This is a genomic window from Actinokineospora sp. UV203 (genome assembly GCF_056323665.1).
In genome coordinates this window covers 3,507,606-3,530,002 of sequence record NZ_CM150484.1, presented here as the reverse complement: position 1 = coordinate 3,530,002, position 22,397 = coordinate 3,507,606, and the positions used below count along the sequence as shown (strand labels likewise).

The 22,397-nt window shown below is 69.6% G+C and carries 13 protein-coding genes and 1 pseudogene; 2 read left to right on the top strand and 12 right to left on the bottom strand.

Translation table 11 applies throughout. From position 1 onward, the window contains the following. Nucleotides 1–10 precede the first annotated feature (10 nt). The 5 genes from ACUZ2Y_RS16590 to ACUZ2Y_RS16570 all read right to left on the bottom strand — a co-directional run bounded on the left by ACUZ2Y_RS16590 (nucleotide 11) and on the right by ACUZ2Y_RS16570 (nucleotide 8,427). Nucleotides 11–1,702, bottom strand: a complete 1,692-nt coding sequence (locus tag ACUZ2Y_RS16590) for a substrate-binding and VWA domain-containing protein (RefSeq protein WP_476319759.1) — start codon at nucleotides 1,700–1,702, stop codon at nucleotides 11–13. 147 nt (nucleotides 1,703–1,849) lie between these two features. Then, nucleotides 1,850–3,661, bottom strand: coding sequence for a hypothetical protein (locus ACUZ2Y_RS16585; protein ID WP_476319757.1), 1,812 nt, complete (start codon nucleotides 3,659–3,661; stop codon nucleotides 1,850–1,852). 92 nt (nucleotides 3,662–3,753) lie between these two features. Continuing rightward, nucleotides 3,754–5,442, bottom strand: a complete 1,689-nt coding sequence (locus ACUZ2Y_RS16580) for a substrate-binding and VWA domain-containing protein (protein ID WP_476319755.1) — start codon at nucleotides 5,440–5,442, stop codon at nucleotides 3,754–3,756. Between the two features lie 52 nt (nucleotides 5,443–5,494). Continuing rightward, nucleotides 5,495–7,297: an AMP-dependent synthetase/ligase gene (locus ACUZ2Y_RS16575; RefSeq protein WP_476319753.1), complete on the bottom strand. Its 1,803-nt coding sequence runs from the start codon at nucleotides 7,295–7,297 to the stop codon at nucleotides 5,495–5,497. A gap of 173 nt (nucleotides 7,298–7,470) precedes the next feature. Continuing rightward, nucleotides 7,471–8,427, bottom strand: a complete 957-nt coding sequence (locus tag ACUZ2Y_RS16570; protein ID WP_476319751.1) for a helix-turn-helix domain-containing protein — start codon at nucleotides 8,425–8,427, stop codon at nucleotides 7,471–7,473. Between the two features lie 28 nt (nucleotides 8,428–8,455). On the opposite strand from ACUZ2Y_RS16570, the gene ACUZ2Y_RS16565 reads away from it, so the two are divergent. After that, the gene (locus ACUZ2Y_RS16565) at nucleotides 8,456–9,508 is read left to right on the top strand and encodes a saccharopine dehydrogenase NADP-binding domain-containing protein (protein ID WP_476331877.1); all 1,053 of its coding nucleotides are present in this window, start codon (nucleotides 8,456–8,458) and stop codon (nucleotides 9,506–9,508) included. Nucleotides 9,509–9,573: 65 nt separating this feature from the next. Here ACUZ2Y_RS16565 and ACUZ2Y_RS16560 read toward each other — a convergent pair whose 3' ends face one another. The 6 genes and pseudogenes from ACUZ2Y_RS16560 to ACUZ2Y_RS16535 all read right to left on the bottom strand — a co-directional run bounded on the left by ACUZ2Y_RS16560 (nucleotide 9,574) and on the right by ACUZ2Y_RS16535 (nucleotide 16,644). Next, on the bottom strand, nucleotides 9,574–9,816 hold the full coding sequence (locus tag ACUZ2Y_RS16560) for a proprotein convertase P-domain-containing protein (RefSeq protein ID WP_476331875.1): 243 nt from the start codon (nucleotides 9,814–9,816) through the stop codon (nucleotides 9,574–9,576). A gap of 138 nt (nucleotides 9,817–9,954) precedes the next feature. Beyond that, nucleotides 9,955–10,746 (bottom strand): annotated as a pseudogene (locus ACUZ2Y_RS16555) (S1 family peptidase); the annotation flags it as partial. A 196-nt stretch (nucleotides 10,747–10,942) separates the two neighbouring features. Beyond that, nucleotides 10,943–12,124 carry a trypsin-like serine protease gene (locus ACUZ2Y_RS16550; protein ID WP_476319749.1) on the bottom strand — a complete coding sequence of 394 codons (1,182 nt, stop codon included), beginning with the start codon at nucleotides 12,122–12,124 and terminating at the stop codon, nucleotides 10,943–10,945. 166 nt (nucleotides 12,125–12,290) lie between these two features. Further along, the gene (locus ACUZ2Y_RS16545; protein ID WP_476319746.1) at nucleotides 12,291–13,964 is read right to left on the bottom strand and encodes a M14 family metallopeptidase; all 1,674 of its coding nucleotides are present in this window, start codon (nucleotides 13,962–13,964) and stop codon (nucleotides 12,291–12,293) included. A gap of 209 nt (nucleotides 13,965–14,173) precedes the next feature. Next, nucleotides 14,174–15,727, bottom strand: coding sequence for a succinic semialdehyde dehydrogenase (locus tag ACUZ2Y_RS16540; RefSeq protein WP_476319744.1), 1,554 nt, complete (start codon nucleotides 15,725–15,727; stop codon nucleotides 14,174–14,176). Then, nucleotides 15,724–16,644, bottom strand: coding sequence for an SDR family oxidoreductase (locus tag ACUZ2Y_RS16535; RefSeq protein WP_476319742.1), 921 nt, complete (start codon nucleotides 16,642–16,644; stop codon nucleotides 15,724–15,726). Before ACUZ2Y_RS16535 ends, ACUZ2Y_RS16540 begins: the two co-directional genes overlap by 4 nt. Nucleotides 16,645–17,359: 715 nt before the next feature. Between ACUZ2Y_RS16535 and ACUZ2Y_RS16530 the strand changes: the two genes are divergently transcribed. After that, on the top strand, nucleotides 17,360–19,102 hold the full coding sequence (locus tag ACUZ2Y_RS16530; RefSeq protein WP_476319741.1) for a S8 family peptidase: 1,743 nt from the start codon (nucleotides 17,360–17,362) through the stop codon (nucleotides 19,100–19,102). A 72-nt stretch (nucleotides 19,103–19,174) separates the two neighbouring features. Here ACUZ2Y_RS16530 and ACUZ2Y_RS16525 read toward each other — a convergent pair whose 3' ends face one another. Continuing rightward, on the bottom strand, nucleotides 19,175–22,069 hold the full coding sequence (locus ACUZ2Y_RS16525) for a helix-turn-helix transcriptional regulator (RefSeq protein ID WP_476319739.1): 2,895 nt from the start codon (nucleotides 22,067–22,069) through the stop codon (nucleotides 19,175–19,177). Between the last annotated feature and the right edge of the window lie 328 nt (nucleotides 22,070–22,397).

Genomic DNA, 22,397 nt, shown 5'->3' with positions numbered 1-22,397 from the left:
TGTCGGTCCCTCAGCTTCCGGGCGTGGGCTTGCACGCGGGCGGTTGGCATAGGAGCTTGCTCAGCGCGGCGTAGAAGATCTCCGCGATCTTGGAGGGGTCCGGGGTGGAGAAGGCCTGGCCGTCGGTGGCGGCGCTGATGGCCTGCAGCTCGCCGACGTCGATGTCGGGGCCGATGCCGATGCCGATGACCGCGATCGGTCGCTTGGGGTCGGCCAGGGCGCCGAGCTCGGCGAGCAGCTGCTCGCGGCTGATGCCGTCGCGGTCCTCGTTCTTGCCGTCGGTCATGACGACGACGAGGTTGATCCGCCCGGGCTCCCAGTTCTGCCGGGCCGACTTGTAGGCCGCGAGTGTGCTGTCGTAGAGCCCGGTCGCGCCCTTGGTCTGGTTCTCGATGCTCCGCACGGTCGGGATGGCGTTCGCCGCGAGGTGGTCGCTGACCGGGCGGACCGGCAGCAGTTCCCGGTAATCCTTGTCGCCGTCGAGGTTGGTGGAGAAGATCCAGAGGCCGATCTTGGTGGTGCCCTTGAACAGGCGGATGCCCAGTTCGGCCGCGTCCAGGGTGACCGCCATCCGGGTCCGCCCGGTGCCCGGCACCTGCTCGGCCATCGACCCGGACACGTCGAGCAGGACCTGGATGCGAGCGCTGAGGTTGACCCCGGCCCACTCGTTGAGGACCCGGTCGACCTCGTCACTGTCCGGCAGTGCGACTGGCGGCACCTGGTCGGCCGCGACGCGGTTGTCCTGCGACCGGTCGCGCAGGACGTCCCCGGCGGGGCCGCGGAAGCCCGCCGCACCGAGCAGTTCCCTCGCCTGCGAGCCCAGCATCCTGGACAGGAACCGCTCCGCCACCGTGCGCTTCTCGCCGGTCGTCGCGGGCAGCACGACGTACGGGTAGTCCAGCGACGGCGGCGGCGGGTCGGCGTACGCGGCGACGAGCTTGGTCGAGCTCTGCTTGGCGTTGTGCCGCAGCACCGCGGTCTCCGAACTCGGGAAGGCCGAGAGCGGCGGGTGTGGGCTGGTGGTGCCGGGCAGCCGGGCGAACAGGTCCGAGGACTGGGGCACGGTGTTGGCCGAGAGCTTGCGCAGCGTCGAGGTGGTGGCCGCCGCGTCGTTGCCCTTGGGCTCGGCGATGGTGAACAGGGTCGACGCGCCGATCGGGTCGCGGGCCGGGTCGGGGAAGCCAAGCGCGTCCAGCACCAAGGTGTCGGCGGTCAGCTCGGCCCAGGTCGGCCGGGTCGCAGGCCAGCCGAACTGGCCCGCGAGGTCGTCGGTGACGGCGAGAACGACCGGCGAGGACGCGATCCGGGTGCCTTCGATCGGCGTCTGCCAGGCGCCGTTGGACTGCGCGCGGCGCAGCCACAGCGTCGACTCGGGGATCCACACGTCGGGTGGCTCGGAACCGTCGGACACCGCGAGCGACTCCGCGACGCCCGAGGACTCGCGGCTGGTGACCCGCACGTCGTAGCAGTCGTCGCCCGCTTCGAGGATGTCGCGGCCGACCTGGGTGATCACCGGGGCGATGTCCGGCGACGCGGCGACGGTCAGCGACGTGACCCGCTCGCAGTCCGAGGCGCCGAGGGTGTCGCGGAGGAAGTCGAAACTGAGCCAGCCCACCAGGGCGGCGACGAGGAGGAGGCTGAGCGCCACGACGGAAGACCGGTGCGTCGCCGCCCGCCCGCCGCCCGGCGAGTGTCGCCCCATCCTCGATCCTCCTCCGACGCTTTCGTCGGAAGATACCCGTTATTTCATTCGCAATGAAGCGAATGTGCCAATGGGTGGAATTATGGTGGGGTCGCGGAATTTGATTGTGGGCGGGAACAAAGTGCATTGTTCGCCGGAACAACGCGACTATCCAATCGGTTCCCCGATGACCACCCCGACCAGGCAGGCGGCGGTGGCGCCCGGCGCCCGGCGGAGATCGATCCGGTCGAATTCGGCGTCGGTGACCAATTGCAACAAATGCACACCCTCCTGTAGCGGAAGGGTGAATGCCGCATGGCCCGCGTTGATCGTCACCGGCCCGGCGGCGGAGGTGAAGTACTCCAGTCGGATGAGCCGTTTGCCCTTCACCGGGCCCGACAGCGGGACGAGCGTGGTCTGGTCGGTGACCGGGTAGCCGCACTCGGGCACCGGGCCCGCCTTGCCGACGACGGCGTTGACGACGCCTTTGACCTCGTGGGGCTTGCCCTTGGCGTCGAGCACGTAGATGGTCGCGGTCGGCTCGTCGAACCGGGGCGCGTCGGGCAGCAGGCCGACCACCCGCGAGGTGCGGCCCTGGTCGCCGAACCAGTAGATCATCACGTTGCTCGGCACGATCGCGTCGTAGACGACCATGTCCGGCTGCTGCCGAAGGGCGGCGCTCGCGGTCTCGACGTAGGTGCGCGACGCGGAGAACTGCAGGTTGGGGGAGAGCCGCACGGTGCTCACGGTGCCCCCGGCGAGCAGGACGGCGGTCAACGCCACCAGTCCGACGTGCAGGGAGCGCCCGGGGATCCGGGCGGGTCGAGCGCCGTCCGCGCCCAGGGGCGGCAGGTAGGCGAAGGCCGCGCACAGGGCGAGGACCGCGACGGCGTCGGCGATGTAGCGGATGTCCAGGCCGATCATCGGGCCGATCAGCGGCATCCGGGCCAGGGCCACCAGGACGACGTCAACAGCCAGGTAGCCGGCCAGCAGGGTCCAGGCCCAGGCCGCGCGACCCCGGCCGACGACCAGGCCGCCGACCACGAGGGCGAGCGCGGCCAGTCCGCCGAGGAGCTTCAGCGCGGCCACCGGCACGGCCAGCGCGGGCGAGCCCTCGAACACCGAACTCGCCACCGGAAAGCCCAGCGTCGGGGTGAACAGGGTGTCGACCACCATCAGCCGGGTCAGCTCCACCACCTGCGCGCTGCTGATCTCGGTCTCGTGCACGGGCGCCGTGGCGAGTCCGAAGTAGACGACGGCGTAGACCGCGAGCAGCCCGAGGTGGATGAGCCACAGCTTGCGGTGCGCGAGCCAGGCCCGGGCGATCCCGGGGCCGAGCAGGACCGTGATGCCGAAGATCAGGCCGACGAACAGTGCGGCCTTCTCGAAGAAGGCCATGCCCACGACCGTCCACACCAGAGTCGCGATGGCGTCGCGGCGGCGTCCGGTGCGCAGGTAGCCGACGTGGCGGTACAGGGCGGAGAACATGGCCAGCAGCAACGGAAGCAGCTGCAGGGCGTAGGCCCACCACATGGTCGAGGCGAGGATCACCGGGGAGGCCGCGACCACACCGAACGGCAGCAGCAGCGCCGCACGCGGGCCGAAACAGCGGACCAGCAGCCGCCAGAACACGACGAGCGCGGCCAGGTGCACCACGACCAGCGGAGCCATCGCGACGGCGAAGTTCAACGGCGCCACCGCGGTGACGACCCAGGCGATGAGGAACAGACCGGGGGCGATGTGGCCGTTGTAGTTCTGGAACAGGTAGCCGACGTCGAGCGGACTGCCTTGCGCGGCCAGGTAGGTGATCAGGAAGTCGTCGTGCACGAAGAACCCGCCGGCGAGGAACCACAGGTGGATTCCGAACGGCACCCCCGCGATGGCCATGGCCGCGAGCCCGAGCCGAGACGGCAGCTGGATGGTCAGCGATCGCTCACGCACGTTCTTGTGCCTGCCGGACGCCCGTTCGAGCACGGTCACGGTCACACCCCCCTTTGGCTCAGGCCCCCCGACCCGCGCCTAGTTCACCCGAACGGACCGCTCAGAGCAAACCCCACGAGGTCACTCGCGAGTCAAGACCCGGGTTTGCAGGTCGGTGGCTGGCACAGGAGCTTGCTCAGCGCCGCGTAGAAGATGTCGCCGATCTTGGTGGGGTCCGGGGTGGTGAAGGCCTGGCCGCCGGTGGCCTTGGAGATCGCGTCGAGTTCGGCGACGTCGATGTCGGGGCCGATGCCGATGCCGACGACCACCAGGGGGCGGCGCGGGTCCTGCAGCTTGGCCAGCTCGGCGAGCAGCTGGTCGCGGCTGATGCCGTTGGGGTCTTCGTTCTTGCCGTCGGTCAGCACGACCACAACGTTGATCCGCCCGGCCTCCCAGTTCGCCCGGCCCGACTGGTATGCGGCGAGAACGCTGTCATACAGGCCGGTCGCGCCGCCCTGGATGGACTTGACGTCGCGCAGCTTCGCGATCGCGCCGCTCGCCTTGTGGTCGGTCACCGTCTCGACCGGGAGCAGCTCGCGGTAGTCCTTGTCGCCGTCGAGGTTGGTGGAGAACAGCCAGATGCCGAACCTGCTCGTCGGCCGGAACAGGCCGATCCCGAGTTCCGCCGCGCGCAGGGTGACGGCCATCCGGTCGAGTCCGGTGCCGGGCACCGGTTCGGCCATGGAGCCCGACACGTCGAGCAGCACCTGCATGCGGGAGTTCAGGTTCACCCCGGCCCACTGGTTGAGCAGCTGGTCCACGTCGGCCGACGCGGGCAGCGGCACGTGCTCGATCGGCGCCGCCGTCGTGCGCTTGTCCTGGGACCGGTCCCGCAGCGCCTTGCCGTCCGCGGCGCGGAAACCGGCGTCGGCGAACGACGTCACCGCCGCGGGGTCCAGCAGCTTGTCGAGCAACTTCTGCGCCAGCTCGCGCTTGGCGCCGCTCGCCTTCGGCAGCACCGTGTACGGGAAGTCCAGCGACGGCACGGCCGGGTCGGCGTAAGACGCGACGAGTTGGCTGTCCGTCGACTTGACGTTGTGCCGCAGCAGCGCGTTCTCCGAAGTCGGGAACGCCCCCAGCGGCTCGGCGGCGCTGGTCCCGCCGGGCAGCCGCAGGAACAGGTCCGACGCCTGCGGCAGGGTGTTCACCGAGAGCCTGCGCAGCAGCGCGGTGAGCGCGGCGCCCTTGTCGTCGGCCGTGCCGGTGAGCGCGCGCACGCCGTAGAGCGTGGACACGCCGACCGGGTCGCGCGACGGGTCGGGAAGGCCCACGGAGACGTCGGTCTTCCCGAGCACCTCCGCCCAGGTCGGCGGCTTGCCCGGCCAGCCCAGCGTCGACGCGGTGTCCTCGGTCAGCGCCAGCACGACCGGCGACGAAGCCACCGACGTGCCGGTCACCGGGGTGTTCCACGCGCCCTTGTCCTGGGCGCGCTGCAGCCACAGGGTCGACTCCGGGATCCACGCGTCGGGCAGCTCGCCGCCGTCGGACAGCGCCAGCGACTCCGCGGTGGCCGCCGAGTCGCGGCTGGTCACCACGACCCGGAAGCAGGCCTCCGGCTCGGCCTCAGCCGCCCGCTTGCCCGCCTGATCGACGATGCCCGACACGTCCGGCGCGGCCGTGACCTGCAGGGACACCGTCTCGGCACAGTCGGGGCCGCCGATCCGGTCGGAGATGAAGCCGAACGCGAACCACCCGCCGATGGCGAGCACCAGCAACCCGGCCAGCAGCACCACTGGTGACCGGGTCGCCTTCGCCCTCGTGGCCGACGAATGCCGTCCCATGCGAGCCTCTCGGGTGCGTGTGGATCCTCGGAGCCTGGACCCGAGCGGTGGCCTATGAATAGAGGCTGTCGACCTCGGCGCCGAAGTCCTTCATGATCACGCGGCGCTTGAGCTTGAGCGACGGGGTGAGGTGGCCGGTCTCCGGGCTGAACTCGGTGGCCAGGATGCGGAACTTGCGCACCGACTCCGCCTTCGACACCGCCGCGTTGCCCTCGTCCACGGCCTTCTGGATCTCGGCGACCAGGTCGGCGTCGTCGACCAGGTCGGCCAGCGTGGCCTCGGCGGGCTTGTCGACCGTGGACTTCCAGTAGGTGAAGTAGTCCGGGTCGACGGTGATCAGCGCGGCGATGTACTTCTGCCCGTCGCCGACGACCATGGCCTGCGCGACCAGCGGGTGCGAGGCGATCCGGTCCTCGATGACCGCGGGGGCGACGTTCTTGCCGCCGCTGGTCACCAGGATCTCCTTCTTCCGGCCGGTGATCGACAGGAAGCCCTCGTCGTCGAGCGAGCCGAGGTCGCCGGAGGCGAACCAGCCGTCGGCGTCGATGACCTCGGCGGTGGCCGTGTCGTTGTTCCAGTAGCCCTGGAAGACCACGCCGCCCTTGATCAGGACCTCGCCGTCCTCGGCGATCTTGACCGCGACGCCCGGGATGGGCTGCCCGACGGTGCCCGCCTTGAAGTTCGTCGGCGCGTTGACCGTGGAGGCGGCGGTGGTCTCGGTGAGGCCGTAGCCCTCCAGAACGGTCAGGCCGACACCGCGGTAGAAGTGGGTGAGCCGCAGGCCGAGCGCGGCGCCGCCGGAGATGGCGTACTTCGCCTTGCCGCCCAGGGCCGCGCGCAGCTTGCTGTAGACCAGCTTGTCGAACACCGCGTGCTTGATCTTCAGGCCGAGCCCGGCCTTGCCCTCGGCCTCGCTGAACGCGATCGCGGTGGCCGCGGCGGCGTCGAAGATCTTGCCCTTGCCCGCCGCGTGCGCCTTCTGCCGGGAGCCGTTGTAGACCTTCTCCAGCACGTAGGGCACGGACAGGATGAAGGTCGGGTTGAAGCTCGCCAGGTCGTCGAGCAGCTTCTTGACGTCGGGGCCGTGGCCCATGGTCGCCCGGGCGTACACACAGCCGACCTCCACCATCCGGCCGAAGACGTGCGCGATCGGCAGGAACAGCAGGGTGGCGGCGTCCTCGGTGCTGCCCAGGCCGCGGAACAGCGGGCCCAGCACGTCGGTGGCCGCGGCGCACTCGGCGAAGAAGTTGTCGTGGGTCAGCACGCAGCCCTTGGGCTGGCCGGTGGTGCCCGAGGTGTAGATGATCGTGGCGACGTCCTCGGACTTCACGCCCGTGCGGCGCTCCTCGACCGCGGCGGTCTCGACATCGGCGCCCGCGGCGACGATCTTGTCGATCGCGCCGTCCTCGATCTGCCACACGCTCTTGAGCGCGGGCAGGGCGTCGCGGATCCCGTCGATCCGCGCCTGGTGCTCGGCGTTCTCCACGATCAGGGCGACCGCGCCCGAGTCGGACATGATCCACTGGATCTGCTCGGCGGACGACGTCACATAGATCGGCACCGGGACCGCGCCCGCGGCCCAGATGGCGAAGTCGAGCAGGGTCCACTCGTAGCGGGTCCCGGCCAGGATGGCCACCCGCTCGCCCGCGCCGACACCGGAGGCGATCAGGCCCTTGGCCACGTCGACGACCTCGCCGAGGAACGCGGTGGCGGTGACGTCGGTCCAGTCGCCCGCAGCTGAACGGCGTCGGAACGCTACGTAGTTCGGGTCTTCCTTCGCGTTGGTGTACACCAGGTCGGCAAGGCCGCCGGCCTCATCTCGCTTAGCGACGGCAGGGACGGCGAACTCGCGCATTTGCTACTCCTCCGGGCACAGAACCGCAGGCAGGTTGAGGTCACCGGCACCGACCTCACCCGCTACCTATCGGTAACTTTGTCGGTATCTTGCCTGTATCGCTCTCGCTCGGCTAGAGGACGATGACAAATCGGTACCTGCTGTCCGATGACGGACAGTGTGTAGTGCGCTGACTACGCACGCTCGGTGAGCCCGGTGCGGAAAGTCCGCCGGTACGTGTCCGGCGGGACGCCGACCGTGGCGTGGAAGTGCCTGCGCATCGTGGTCGCCGTGCCCATGCCGGTGTTGGCGGCGATCAGGTCGACGCTCTCGTCGGTCGTTTCGAGGAGTTCGCGCGCCCGCTGGATCCGCTGGGCGTGCAGCCAGCGGAGCGGGGTTGTGCCGGTGACGGCGGCGAACTGGCGCGCGAGCGTGCGCGAGCTCACATTCGCCCGCCGGGCCAGGTCTTCCACCGTGAGCGGCTCGTTCAGCCGCCCGACCACCCAGGCGAGCAGGTCGGCGAGGACGTGCTCCCGCCGTTCGGGCATCGGCGCGGTGATGAACTGGGCCTGCCCGCCAGGGCGGTGCGGGGCCACGACCAGGACGCGGGCCAGCCGGTTGGCGACCGCGGCACCGTGGTCGGTCCGCACGATGTGCAGGCACAAGTCCATGCCGGCGGCCTTGCCCGCGGAGGTGAGGATGGCGCCGTCGTCGATGTAGAGCACGCTCGGGTCGACCCGGACGCGCGGGTGGCGCCGGGCCAGGGCGTCCGCGTGCAGCCAGTGCGTGGTGGCCCGGCGTCCGTCGAGCAGGCCCGCGGCGGCGAGCACGAACGCGCCGGTGCAGATCGACACCACCCGGGCGCCGCCGTCGTAGGCCGCGCGGACCGCGTCGACCAGGTCGGGTGCGGGCTCGTCGTCGATGTCGCGGCTGGCCGGGACGATCACCGTGTCGGCGGCGGCGAGGCCGTCGAGTCCGCGGATCGCGTCGTCGGGGAACCAGCCGCGCAGCCGCGCGGGGTCCGTGCCGCAGACGGTGAAGTCGTACCAGGGATCGGCGAGGTTGCGCCGATCGACGCCGAAGACCTCGTGCGGTGCGGCGAACTCGAACAGGGAGGTTCCGTCGGGTATCGCCAGGGCCACGGAGGTCATGTCCGAAAGTGTACGTGTCGTGGCGTTCCTGCCACTCGTCGGCGATCTTCCGGACGGCGATGCTGGACAGGTGACATCACAGGGAGCAGTTGCCGTCTACGGCGCATACGGACACACCGGCCAGTTCATCGTCGCCGAGCTGCGGGATCGCGGGATGACGCCGATCCTCGCGGGCCGGGGCGCCGCCAAACTTCAGGCCGCGTTTCCTGGGGAGGAGGTGCGACCGGCGTCGGTGGACGACCCGGACTCGCTGGATGCCGCCCTGGCTGGGGCCGCGGCCGTCATCAATGCCGCCGGGCCGTTCGCTGCCACGGCGGGGCCGGTCATCGAAGCCGCTCTTCGCGCGGGCATCCCGTATCTGGATGTCGCCGCCGAGGTTGAAGCTGTCGCGGACACGTTCAAGTACGACGATCAGGCCCGTGCCGCCGGAGTCACGGTCGTGCCGGCGATGGCCTTCTATGGCGGGTTAAGCGATCTGCTGGCCACCGCCGCGATGGGTGGGTCGGACGCGGCCGACGAGATCCACATCGCTTACGCGCTGAGCAGCTGGAAGCCGACCGAGGGCACTCGCGCTTCGGGCCGGGTTTCGAAGGGGCGGCGTGATGGTGGGCGGCTGGTCTACAAGAACCAGCGGCTGGAACTTCGCACCGACAGCGCGCCGGTCACGGAGTGGGCGTTTCCCGCGCCGGTTGGGACGCAGGCCGTTCAGGCTGAGTTCACGATGGCGGACAGCGTCACTATTCCCACGCATCTCAAGGCTTCGGAGATCCACACGTACATGACCGTCTCGCCGCTCGCGGACCTGTTCGACGCTGAGGCTTCCGCTCCGTCGGCCGTTGACGACCGGAGGCGCTCCGACCAGACGTTCATGGTCGAAGTGGTTGTGCGGCAGGGGGATGTGCGGCGTCGGGCTGTTGCTCGCGGGCAGGACATCTATGCGATCTCGGCGCCGTTGGCGGTCGAGGCTGTCGAGCGTGTCCTTAGTGGACAGTTTTCGACGGGGGTTGTCTCGGCTGGTTCGGCCTTTGATGCTTGGGATTTCTTGATGTCGCTTCGAGATCTCTCGGTGGAGATCGACTAGGACTTTGTCGCTGGGTGGTTTGGGGGTCCCGACCAGGACCGGGGGGCCTGGTCGGGACCGTATTCCTAGAAGGTGAGCTTCCAGCTGTCGATGTAGCCGGTGTCGTAGCTGTAGACGTCGCGGACCTGGAGTTTCCAGGTGCCGTTGGCGACCTCGGTGGACGCGTTGACCGTGTAGGTGGTGATCACGTTGTCGGCGGAGTCGTTGCTGCTGGAGTTCTTCATGCGGTAGGCGGAGCCGTCCGGGGCGATCAGGTCGATCACCAGGTCACCGCGCCAGGTGTGCTTGATGTCCACGCCGACCTGCAAGGCTGACGGCGCGTTGCCGGTGACGCCGGTGACGGCGACCGAGCTGGTGACCGCGGCGCCCGCGTCCGGGATGTTGACGTTGTTGGTGTTTTCGAAGACCTTGCCGGTGGGCGGGGGCGTGCCGCCGCCGAGTTCGTCGGCCTTGGCCTTGATGGCCGCGGAGAGGGCGCTTACCTCGGCGTAGACACCGGGTTTGTCGGGTCGGGCGCAGCCCTCGCCCCAGGAGACGATGCCGACCTGGATCCACGCGTTGTTGGCGTCGCGGCGGACCATCGGGCCGCCGGAGTCGCCTTGGCAGGTGTCGACCCCGCCCTGGGTGAAGCCGGCGCAGATCTCGACGGCGGGCTTGAGCGACGGGTAGGAGGACTTGCAGGACGTGTCGTTGACGAACGGGACGTCGGCTTTGAGCAGGTATCGCTGCTGGCTGCCGCCCTCGGACGCGGCGCCCCAGCCCATGACGGTGAAAGTGCCGTTGTCGTAGGCGTTTGTCATCGCGATCGGCAGTTTCGCCGCGTCGGTGATCGGGCTGGAAAGCTTGATCAGCGCCCAGTCGCCGCCCGCGGAGGTCGAGTAGCCGGGGTTCTTGTAGACGTAGGAGGACGTGCGCTTGATCGCGCTGGTGCTCTGCAGGTCGACCACCCCGTAGGTGGCGGTGATGCTCGTGTTGTTGCCCGTGCCGCTCACGCAGTGCGCGGCGGTCAGGACCAGCGAGTCGGAGTACATCGCGCCGCCGCAGCCCATCGAGAGCCGGACCATCCAGGGGAATTCGCCTTGCGCCGCCGGGCTTCCGCCGACGACCTGCGGTGAGATGTCGTCCGACGGCGGCTGGGCCCCGAGGGCCTGCCCAGTCGACATGCCCACGATGGCGGCGGCTCCCACGACCACCATCGCGGTCCTGCGTAACTTCCTCATCCAGTCGCGCTTGATCATTTTGCGTCCTTTCACGAACCACAGATGCGAGTTGTGGTGCCAAACCGCGGCTGGCTGCCTCGGGCGCTTCCGCCTCCCCGAAATTTTGAGTTTTGGTCACCTGGCGTCTTATGGGCCGGTCGCAGGGGCACCGTGGTCCGGTGGCGTCACGGTGCCCCTTAGGTGCGGCCGGATAGTGGTCAGGTTGTTGGAATACTTAGAAGGTGAGCTTCCAGCTGTCGATGTAGCCGGTGTCGTAGCTGGCCACGTCCTGGACCTTGAGCTTCCAGGTGCCGTTGGCCACCTCGGTCGAGGCGTTCACCGTGTAGGTGGTGATCACATTGTCCGCGGAGTCGTTGCTGCTGGAGCTCTTCATCCGGTAGGTCGAGCCATCCGGCGCGACCAGGTCGATCACCAGGTCACCGCGCCAGGTGTGCTTGATGTCCACGTCGACCTTGAGCGTGGCAGGCGCGTTGCCGCTGACACCGGAGACCGTGATCGAGCTGGTGATCGCGGTGCCCGCGTCGGGGATGTTGACGTTGTTGGTGTTCTCGAAGACGTTGCCCGTGGGCGGGGGCGTGGTGCCGCCGCCGAGCTCGGCCGCCGCGGCCTTGATCGCCGCGGCGAAGTAGCTGACCTCGGTGTAGATGCCGTACTTGTCCGGCCGGGCGCAGCCGCTGCCCCAGGAGACGATGCCGACCTGGATCCAGGCGTTGTTGCTGTCGCGGCGGACCATCGGGCCACCGGAGTCGCCCTGGCAGGTGTCGATCTTGCCGTCCTTGTAGCCCGCGCAGATCGAGTCGGACTTCACCAGGTTCGGGTAGGACGCCGAGCCGCTGCAGACGGTGTCGCTGACGAACGGAACCTGTGCCTTGCGCAGGTAGCGCTCCTGGGTGTTGCTGCCGTCGCGGACCGAACCCCAGCCCATGACGTCGAACGTGCCGTTGTCGTAGGCGGTCGTGGTGGCGATCGGCAGCAGCGTCGCGCCGGTGATCGGGGCGTTGAGCTTGATCAGCGCCCAGTCCTTGCCCGCGGTGACGTCGGTGAAGCCGGGCGCGGAGTGCACGTAGGTGGACGTCCGCTTGACCGCGGTGGCGTCCTGCAGGTCCGCCACGCCATAGGTGACACCGATGCTGGTGTCCGGGCCGGTGCCGTCGAGGCAGTGTGCCGCGGTCAGCACGATCTGCTCGGTGTACATCGCGCCGCCGCAGCCCATCGAGAGCCGGACGAGCCAGGGGTACTCGCCCTTAGCGGCCAGGGTGCCGCCGACGACCATGGGGCTGACGTCGCCGGGCTGCGATGGCGGCGGCGCGGCGAGCGCCTGTCCCCCCACAGCGGCCAGGATGGCGGTGAGGCCCGCTGCCAGGAGCCCCGCCTTCTTCATTTTCGAGATTCGCACAGTGTTCCTTCCGTGACCGTCCGCAATCGAACACAGGGCGCCGGCGGTCGCGTGGTTGTGAATTGCCGAACCACCTGGGACTGGTGGCCGCATAAGGAGGTGCTCCGGGCCGAGTTTCGCGGTCGACCCGGAGCACCTGGGGTGTGACTGTTGCTCAGCGCTCAGCTCAGAAGGTGAGCTTCCAGCTGTCGATGTAGCCGGTGTCGTACTGGGCGACGTCCTGGACCTTGAGCTTCCAGGTGCCGTTGGCGACCTCGGTCGACGCGTTCACGGTGTAGCTCGCGATCACGTTGTCGGCCGAGTCGTTGCCCGACGAGTTCTTCAACCGGTAGGCCGTGCCGTCCGGGGCCACCAGGTCGATGACCAGGTCACCGCGCCAGGTGTGCTTGATGTCGACGTCGACCTTCAGCGTCGCCGGGGCGTTGCCCGCCTGCCCGGTGACGGTGATGTCGCTGGTGACAGCGGCGCCGGCGTCGGGGATGTTGACGTTGTTGGTGTTCTCGAAGACGGTGCCGGGCGGCGGCGTGGTGCCGTCGCAGGTCAGGCCGATCGAGCGCTTCGGGCAGTCCGAGTACTCGAGCAGGTAGAGCACGGCGGCCTTGTTGCGCGAGGTCTCGCGGGCGATGACCTCGTCACCGGGGTAGAAGCCGCCGCCGGAGGCGGATGCGGGGAACATCTCGAAGGTGTAGCCCCAGATCTTGTGGACGCCCCACAGGTAGTCGTCGATCGAGCCGTCGGTGATGTAGAGGTCCGAGGACTGCTCCGGGGTGTAGCCGTTGGTCTGCGCCATGGCGCGGCCCATCGTGGAGAAGACCTTCTGCTCTTCGACGTTGAGACCCTCGGCGGTGTCGGCGGTGGTCCAGCCGAACGGCCAGAGGACCAGCTCGCTGTAGGTGTGGAAGTCGATCGCGGTGCTGATCTGCTGCTTGCCACCGACGACCCGGCTGCGGACGAAGTCCGAGAGGACCTTGACCTCTTTCGCCGACTCCGGCGCGGTGCCGCGGTAGGTGTCGGAACTGGTGCTGCCCGAGGAACCGCCGCAGCAGCCCCACTTGTAGTTCCAGTTGCGGTTCATGTCGGTGCCGACGTACGACGAACCGGAGTTCGGCTGCCGGTTCTTGCGCCAGCTCTTGTAGGAGCCGGTGCTGATGTCGAACTCGCCGCCGTCGGGGTTGACGTCGGGCAGGATCCAGATCTCGCGGGTGTCGACCATGGACTTGACCTTGGCGTCGGTCGCGTAGCCCTCGGTGAAGGTCTTGATCAGGTAGATCGCCATCTCGACCGTCAGGTGCTCACGGGCGTGCTGGTGGTGGGTGAACAGGACCTCGGGCTCGTTCTCGTCGGCCGTCGGGTTGTCCGAGATCTTCAGCGCGTAGAGGTCGCGGTTCTCGTAGGACTTGCCGATGACCTGCTTGGTGATGATGCCGGGGTAGTTGGCGACGGCGTTGTTGATGACCGTGACCATCTCGGCGTAGTTGTGGTAGTTGGCGTCAGCGGCCGGGAAGTCGTTGGTTCCCTGGACGCCCTGCGTTCCCTGGGTCACCGCGGGAGCCGCTTCGGCCTCGACGGTGTAGCCCTGGGCCCGGATCTTGCGGACCTCGGCCGGCGTGGCGGTGATCATCAAGCGGCTGTCTTCCGTGCCGTTGATGGCCGCGCCGGTGGCCGCAATGGCGCTGCGCTGCTGGGAGTTCTTGACTCCGATGACGTGGTACTCGGCCGACGAACGGGCTTCCTGGGCGGCGGCGGCGTTCTCGCCGCTGGCAGGGTTGCCGCTCATGGAAATGATCACGGCAAAGGCGGCGAGCGCCCCGACCATGACGGACAGGCGTTTGCGATTCACGCGTGCCTCCTGCAAGGAGTGCCGGAATTTCCGACACTGGAGGGGGAGAAACTTCGCCGCGCGGACAGACTCAAACCCTCGGGTGCCCTCATGACTCATGCCCGCGCGGCTATGACAGTCGAATACTGACCGGGTGTCATGCCCATCACAAGGCTACGAGCGGCTACCGTCGTTCCCGTTTATTTCACAGACGCTTCACTTTGCGGCGATCAGCGCAAGCCGATCCGGCGCATCAGCCGCAGCGAACGCGCCATGATCCCGGTGTACCGGCCGTAGGGGATGGCCTTCGGCGGCGGGATGACCCGGACCCGTTGAACCGCGACATTCTGTGCCTCGGTGTATTTGAGCAGCCCTTCGACCCCGTGCCTTCGGCCCAATCCGGATGAGCCCATTCCGCCCATCGGCGCGTCCATGCTGGAGTAGGCCGCCGCGTGGCCGTCGTTCACGTTGACCGTCCCGGCCCGCAGCCGGTGCGCCACCCGGCTGGCGCGGTCGAGGTCGCGGCCGTAGACGCTCGCGTTGAGCCCGTAGCTGGTGTCGTTGGCCAGCGCGATCGCGTCCTCCTCGTCGCGGAACGGGTAGATCGACACCACCGGGCCGAAGGTCTCCTCGGCGAAGCACGCCATGTCGGGGGTGACGCCGGTGAGGACGGTCGGCTCGTAGAACGCCGGCCCGAGGTCCTCCCTGGACACGCCGCCGACGTGCACGGTCGCGCCCTTGGCCCGGGCGTCGTCGACATGCTCGGCCACGGCCTTGCGCTGCCTGGTGGAGATCAGGGAGCCGACGTCGCACTTGTAGTCGTAGCGGGCGCCGAGCTTGAGCGCGCGGGTCGCGTCGACGAACTTCGCGAGGAAGGCGTCGTGGACCGACTCGTGCACGTAGATCCGCTCGATGTGCATGCACAGCTGGCCGGTGTTGGCGAAGGCGCTGGTGACCGCGCCGTCGACGGCGGCGGCGACGTTCGCGTCGGGCAGCACGATCATCGGGTTCTTGCCGCCGAGTTCCAGCGAGCAGCCGATGAGCCGGGCCGCGGCCCGGGCGCCGACCTCGGCGCCGGTGCGGGTCGAGCCGGTGAAGCCCACGTAGTCGGCGTTGTCGACCAGCGCGCCGCCGACCGTCGGCCCGTCGCCGAGCACGACAGTGATCAGCCCCTCCGGCAGGCCCGCCCGGTAGAGCAGGTCCACGCCGTAGAGCGGGCTCAGCGCGGTCTGGCTGTCCGGCTTGAGCACCACCGCGTTGCCCGCCATCAGCGCCGGGATCGAGTCGGACATGCCCAGGGCGAACGGGAAGTTCCACGGCGAGATGATCCCGACGACGCCCTTGGGCTGGCGCAGCTCGGTGGCCTTGATCGCCAGCGGCATCATGCCCTTGCGGGCGCGGGGCCGCAGCAGCCGCGGCGCGGCCTTGAGGTAGTGGCTCGTGGTGATCGCGGGCTCGATCAGGTCCTCGAACGCGTAGCGGCGCGCTTTGCCGGTCTCGGCCTGGATGAGGTCGGCGATGGTCTCGCGTGCGTCGAGCACCAGCTTGTGGAACCGCTCGAACACGCCCATCCGCTCGCGCACGTCGAGCTCCGCCCAGCGCGCCTGCGGCACCCGCGCGGCGTGCACGGCGTCGGCGACGTCGCGCACGCTCGAACACGGCAGCGTGGCCAGGGTCGCGCCGGTGAAGACCTCGACGCTGGAGATGGTCTCGGTGCCGGAGGCGGCGACGTGCCGGGACAGCCGGGCGATCAGGTCGTCGGTGATGGTGGCGGGTGGGGTCATGCTCTGGTCTCCTCCGCGCCCGGGGCGCTGTGGGCGGCACGGGTCTCGTAGTCGCGTCGGGCGGCGGAGTCGAGCGCGTCGAGGAACAGGCGCTCACCGCCGAGCTTGCGGCTGAGCCACTCGCCGACCCGCCGGGGCAGCAGCGCGCCCATGCGCACCGCCGGGCCGACCGATTTGGGCACGTACACGTCGAAGCGCGGGGAGCGCAGCACGCCGACGATCGCCTCGGCGACCTGCTCGGCGGTCACCGGCTTGACGCCTTTGCTGTCCTTGAGGCCCGCCGCCAACTCGGTCCGGACGATCGCGGGCATGACGCACGAGACGTCGACCCCGGTGTCGCGCAGTTCCATCCGCAGCGCCTCGGAGAAGCCGATGACGCCGAACTTCGTCGCGCAGTAGGTCGCGCCCGCGGGAACCGGGATCCGGCCCGCCGCCGACGCCACGTTGACCACGTGACCCGATCCGCGCGGCTTCATCCGGCGCACCGCCTCGCGGCTGCCGTGGATGACCGCGTGCAGGTTCACCGCGAGCTGCGCGGTGGTGGTTCGGTCGGGCTCGTCCTCGATCAGCGCGATCGGCATGATCCCGGCGTTGTTGACCAGCACGTCGATCGGCCCGATCTCGGCTTCGACCTGGTCGAGCAGGGCGGTGAACGCGGCCCGGTCGGTCACGTCGAGCCCGTAGGCGGTCGCGCGAGTGTCGCACTCACCTGCCGGAAGGGGCGACTCGTTTGCCTGGCGGGGCGACTCGCGGGTGAGGGTGGTGGCGGTCTGGTGGGCGAGGGTGGTGTCGAGGTCGGCGATGACGACGCGCGCGCCCGCGCGGACCAGCGCGGCGGCGGTGGCCGCGCCGATGCCGCGGGCACCGCCGGTGATCACCACGACCTGGTCGGTCAGGGGCCGGGACGTTCGGGCCATCAGGGCTCCTTGTCATGGACGAGCCAGACCGGAAACGTAACCGGTTCTAATTCTCGACACCAGGGTCGACGGTGCGGCGGGCGCGCCGCGGACGGGTCGAGCATCCTCGCTAAAAAATAGGTAGGGCTACGTAGTGATCCCTGGGTTGTTCCAGGTGCCGAATGGTCGCATCGTTGTCCGCGGATGGCCGCCGACCCTGCCGGCGACATCCCCATCCGGCGGCACGGATGGCGAATGCAATGTCGGCGTCGCGCGATTTGTGGCGCTGTCGATTGGCGGAGAGAGCGGCGCCCACGCCCTCGCCTCTCTCTCCGCTGGCATTCGAATCGGTTTCGCTGAACTTCGCCGGATTGGTCCCTCAGCCGTCCGGCCTCCCTAGCGTGGCGAAAGTGTCCGATCGGCAACGGGCACGCGCTGAACTGCCCGGATGTGAGGGATTTTGGTTCTGGCGCCGTCGCGACCGAGGCGGGAAGGCCGTTTCCAGCAGGGGGCGGCCTTCCCGCCTCACAGCTATTCCTCTAGGCGAATTGAATAGCGGAAATACCCCTGGTCGGCGTATTCGATATTTCTGCTCCGGTCGGGGTAACTTCCTTGAAATGTTGCGTCGGGGCATGGATTTCAGTGCACCGGAATGCGCATCATCGTCAGTGCACCTGGGGCTTCCCTGTACCGCGCCGTCCGGCGCGGACGCCCCCTGAGTCGTTCGGAGGAATCCGTGTTCCTGCGCTCAAATACCCGGCTGCGGCGCACCGCCATGGCCGCGGCGATCAGCTTCGGTCTGGTGGTGACACCCGGCCTGGCGTTCGCGTCCACCGCCGCCCCGGCGGGCCCGGCCACCGCCGCGGCGCCGAGCAGCATCCCGACCGGCACGCGCGCCTACTTCGTGATCACCGATCCGGCCAACGTCGCCGCGGGCAAGTCCGCGGTCACCAACAGCGGCGGCACCGTCTGGAACTCCTTTGACGCCATCGGTGTCATCGTCGCGCACGCGACGGCCGCCGACTTCAAGTCGAAGGTGCGCGCGGTGACCGGCGTGCAGTACGTCGGCGCGACCCGGACCACGGACGTCCCGACCAACGCGGACACCCCGCCGATCCCGAGCAACAGCGCGGGGCAGGACCTGGGCACCGAGGCCGTGGGCTGGGACATCAAGCAGCTCAAGGCCGACCAGGCGTGGGCGACCGCTGACGGCAGCGGCGTGACCGTCGCGGTGCTCGACACCGGCGTCAACGACCAGCACAAGGACCTGGCCCCGAACTTCGACGCGAGCAAGTCCGCGTCCTGCGCCTACGGCAAGGTCGACAAGCGCGTTGGCGCTTGGCGCAGCGTCGGCTCCAGCGGCCACGGCACGCACGTCGCGGGCTCCATCGCCGCGGCCAAGGGCAACGGCGGCATCGTGGGGGTCGCTCCCGGCGCCAAGGTGTCGTCGATCCGCGTCGCCGAGCCCGCCGCCGAGCTGTTCTTCCCGGAGAACACGGTGTGCGCGTTCATGTACGCCGTCGAGGTCGGTGTGCAGGTCACGAACAACAGCTACTGGACCGACCCGTGGTACGGCCTGTGCGCCGACGAGAACGACGGTGACCTCAAGGCCATCGAGGTCGGCGTCCGCCGCGCGGTGAACCACGCCAGCGGCGCGGGCATCGTCAACCTGGTTGCCGCGGGCAACGAGAACAAGGACTACTCCGCCAAGGGATCCAGTTCGCTGAGCCCCAACGACTCGCAGCCCAAGAGCCGCAACGTCAACACCGGGTGCCCGCTGATGCCGCAGGAGGCCGAGGGCTCGACTGTCGTGGGCGGCATCGACCAGCAGGGCTCGCGGTACAACATGTCGAACTACGACACCAACGGCACGTTGGATGTCACCGCGGCCGCCGTGAACGTGAACTCGACCTCGGCCAGTGGCGGCTTCCAGCAGATGACCGGCACCTCGATGGCGTCCCCGCACGCCGCGGGCATCGCCGCGCTGGTCAAGTCGGCGTTCCCGGCTCTGAAGGGCAAGGACATCGAGAAGAAGATGAAGGAGTGCTCCGGTTCCTACACCGACCCGAAGTACTACGGCTCCGGTCTGCCGGACGCCACCAAGTGCGTCTCCGGTGGCGGAAGCGGCGGCACGAACTGGACCAACGACAACGACGTCCAGATCACCGACAACAACGTCGCCGTGACGTCCTCGGTGACGGCCAACGCGACCAGCGCGCCGTCGGCCACCTCGAAGGTCTCGGTGAACATCGTCCACACCTACCGTGGTGACCTGGTCATCGACCTGGTCGCGCCGGATGGCACCGTGTACGCCCTCAAGCCCGCCGGCCCGAGCGACTCGGCGGACAACGTGATCGCGACCTACACGGTCAACCTGTCCGGTGAGGGCATGACGGGCGAGTACAAGCTGCGCGTCCGCGACGCGTACTCGTTCGACAGCGGATACATCAACTCGTGGAAGCTGGACTTCGTCGGATAGCGACAGCACCCCAAGGCTGACGCAGTGGTCCACGGTGGCTCTCCCGCATCCCGCGGGGGAGCCACCGTGCCGTCAGCCGAAGTCCTCGGCGTGCAGCTCGCCGCGGGAGGTGACGCCGAGTTTTCGCAGCACTCTCGCCGCGTGCTGCTCGACGGTGCGGGGCGAGAGGAACAGCACGTCGGCGATCTCGCGGTTGGTGTGCCCGCCCGCGAGCAGGCGCGCGACTTCCTGCTCACGCGGGGAAAGCTCGTTGCCGTACCCGCGGCGCCCGCGTCTGGACGGCTTCACGCCGCCGACGCCGCGCAGCAGATGCCTGCACCTGGCCGCGTCCCGGGTGGCGCCCAGCGCGTCGAACGTATTGATCAAAGTGGACAGTGCGGCGGCCGCGGCTGCGCTGTCGGTGGGCAGCACGCACATCGCCTCGCGCTCGGCCACCATCGCCGCGTAGTACGGGGCGTCGATCTTCTCGTAGGCCGCGCGCGCCTGGCCATAGAACCGGGCCGCCTCGGCCAGGTCGCCGTCCGCCTCGGCGATCTCCCCGCGGCCGCTGTCGACCGCGGCCGCGCTCATCGGCGCGTCCCGGTCGCGGATACCCGCCTCGGTCTGCTCGACGATGCGCCGGGCGTCGTCCGTGCGGCCCGCCCGCAGGTAGACCGTCACCGCGACCGGCAGCAGCTCGCCCGCCCACGACCAGACGTCCTTGCGGCGCAGCAGCGCCAGCCCGCGGTCGATGTCGGCGCCCGCCTTGGTCAGGTCGTCCTGGGCCAGCCAGGTGCGGGCCAGCCCGGCGCAGCCGCCGAGGGCGATCTGGGCGATTGACTCCTGCGGCGCGTACGCCCCGGTGTCGGTGAAGTAGCTCGTCGCCTCCGCCCACTCGCCGCGCGCGCAGGCCAGCGCGCCGAGCACCAGGCTCAGCTCGCTGGCCACCGGCAGCAGGCCGTGGTACTCCTCGAGCAACCGCTCCGCGCGCTCGGCCAGGCCGGACCAGTTGCCGACGAACCAGTCCAGCCGCGCCTTGGTCGCCCGCGCCGTGCTCACCACGAACGGCGCTCCCGCGTCGTCGGCGAGCCGCAGGCCCCGGCTCAGGAAGTCCTCGCCTTGGCGGAAGTGGCCGACGCAGACGCAGGCGTCGGCGAAGTTGCAGTAGATCCGGGCCAGCTGACGCTGGCTGGACGCGCTCTCGGTCGACTGCGGCAGCCGGGTGAGCTCGCCGAATATTTTCGGGTCGCCGGTGTGCAGCCGCGACCCCAGGTTGTTGGCCAGCAGCGAGAGCCGCAGCTCCTCGTCCTCGGTGACTTCGATCAGCTCGTCGGTGCGGCGCAGCCACGGCTCGAACTCCGACATCGGGGTATCGCCCATGAAGGGCTGCCCGAGGACGGCTGTGGCCTTGGCGGTCAGCGCCGGGCGCTCGCCGCCGAGGTCGACCAGCGCCAGCTCGATCTCGGAGCGCGCCGACTCCACCCCGCCCGCCTGCCGGATCAGCAGCAGCCCGACGAACAGCCGCACCTCGCCGCGCGCGGCCTTGGACAGCCGCCGGTCGCTGAGCAGCCTGCGCAGCGTGACCGCCGGGTTGATCTGGTCGAGCCCGGTGTGCGCGACCTGGCCCAGCTTCACCGCCAGCCGGTCGACGTCGGCCGAGGACAGCGACGGCTCGGCCAGCAGCCGCTGCAGCAGCGCGGTCGCGGTGGCGGCGTCGCCGACGTCGGCGGCCCGGTCGGCGGCGGCCTCGCCGTAGCGCAGCCAGTCGGCCAGCTTTCCCGCGCGCTGGCTGTGCTCGGCGAGCTGCACCAGCGGGCGGGGGCTGACCAGGTCGAGCGCGGCGATGGCCCGCAGGTGCAGCTGCTGGCGGTCCGGGCCGCTGAGCGTGTCGTAGACGGCCTGCTGGGACAGGGCGTGGCGGAACGTGTAGTGCGCGTTGTCGGCCTCGTGCAGGACATGTCCGGCCAGCGCGTGGCCCAGCGCGGCGCGCACCCGCTGCTCGGGAATCCCGGCCACCGACCCGAGCAGCTCCGCGCCCGCGGGCACGCCCAGCACCGCCGCCGCCTGGACCAGCCGGTTGGCCGCGGTGGGCAGCTCGCTGAGCCGCTCGGCGATCGCGTCCCGCAGCAGCACCGGGACCTCCACGTTGTCCAGCAGCCTGCGCGCGGCGGCCCCGTCGGCGTGCACCGCGCCCGCCGTCGTCCGCAGCGCCCGCAGCGTCTCCTCGACCACGAACGGGATGCCCGCGGTGCGTTCGTGCAGCTTCGCGGCGAAGTCGGCGGAGACGGTCTCCTCGTCGAGGATCGCCGCGGCCAGCGACCGCACGCCCTCGGCGTCGAGCGGCGCCAGGTGGACCAGCATGCTGGTGATGCCCGTGGGCGGCCGGTACGCGGTGCCCAGCGGCATCCCGCCCGGCACGTCCTCGCGGCGGTAGGTGACCAGGACGGTCAGGTTCGGCGGCGGGTCGGCCATCAGGAACCGCAGCAGCTGCCGGGAGCCGTCGTCGGCCCAGTGCAGGTCCTCGATGATCACCAGCGTCGGGCCGACCGCGGCGAGCAGCTCGCGCACCGCGCGGAACACCCGGTGCCGGTCGGAGCGCGGGTCGCCGGACGGCGCGGGCGCCTCCGGCAGGTAATCGGCCAGCTCAGGCAGCATGGGGGCCAGGGCACCCGCCACCCGGCTCAGCGGGGGACGGCCCGCCAGCCGGTCCACGCAGCCGCCCAGGGCCTCGAGGACGGCCCCATAGGGAAATGGCTCACGCAGCGGCTGGCAGTTGCCGATGAGGACCTTGAGCGGACCCAGGCGGCCGGGACGCAGCAGCTCATGGACGAGCCTGCTTTTCCCGACACCCGCCTCGCCTTCGATCATGACCACGGCGGGCTGGCGCGTCACCGTCTCGCGCAGCGCGTCGAGCTCATGGCCGCGACCGACGAGCACCGGCGACGTGGTGCGCACAAGGCTCGCCGTCGGCTGCCGCTTCGGGACCATCCACACCCTCCCAGGCCGGTGTTCAGGATCGGTGTCAACCCGACATTCATCGGAGCCTAAGCCGAACAGGGGTGATCCGGAACTCACTTGCCGCCGCGCAACCGGCAAACCGATCTTAGCCGGCGGCCCGGGGCAGGAGAGCGAGCTCGACGTCGGTGAAAGACGGGTAGGTATACGTACCGATACCCGGATTGTTCGCGGGGCGCGTCCGGCTGAAGGTGATCGGCAGTGGCTGTCAGTTATTCACCCTGCCCGGCAGCCACGCCTCCGAGTGGGGGCGACTTGTCGCTGTCGCGGTTCACACCGCGCTCGATCCCTGCAGAGTAAG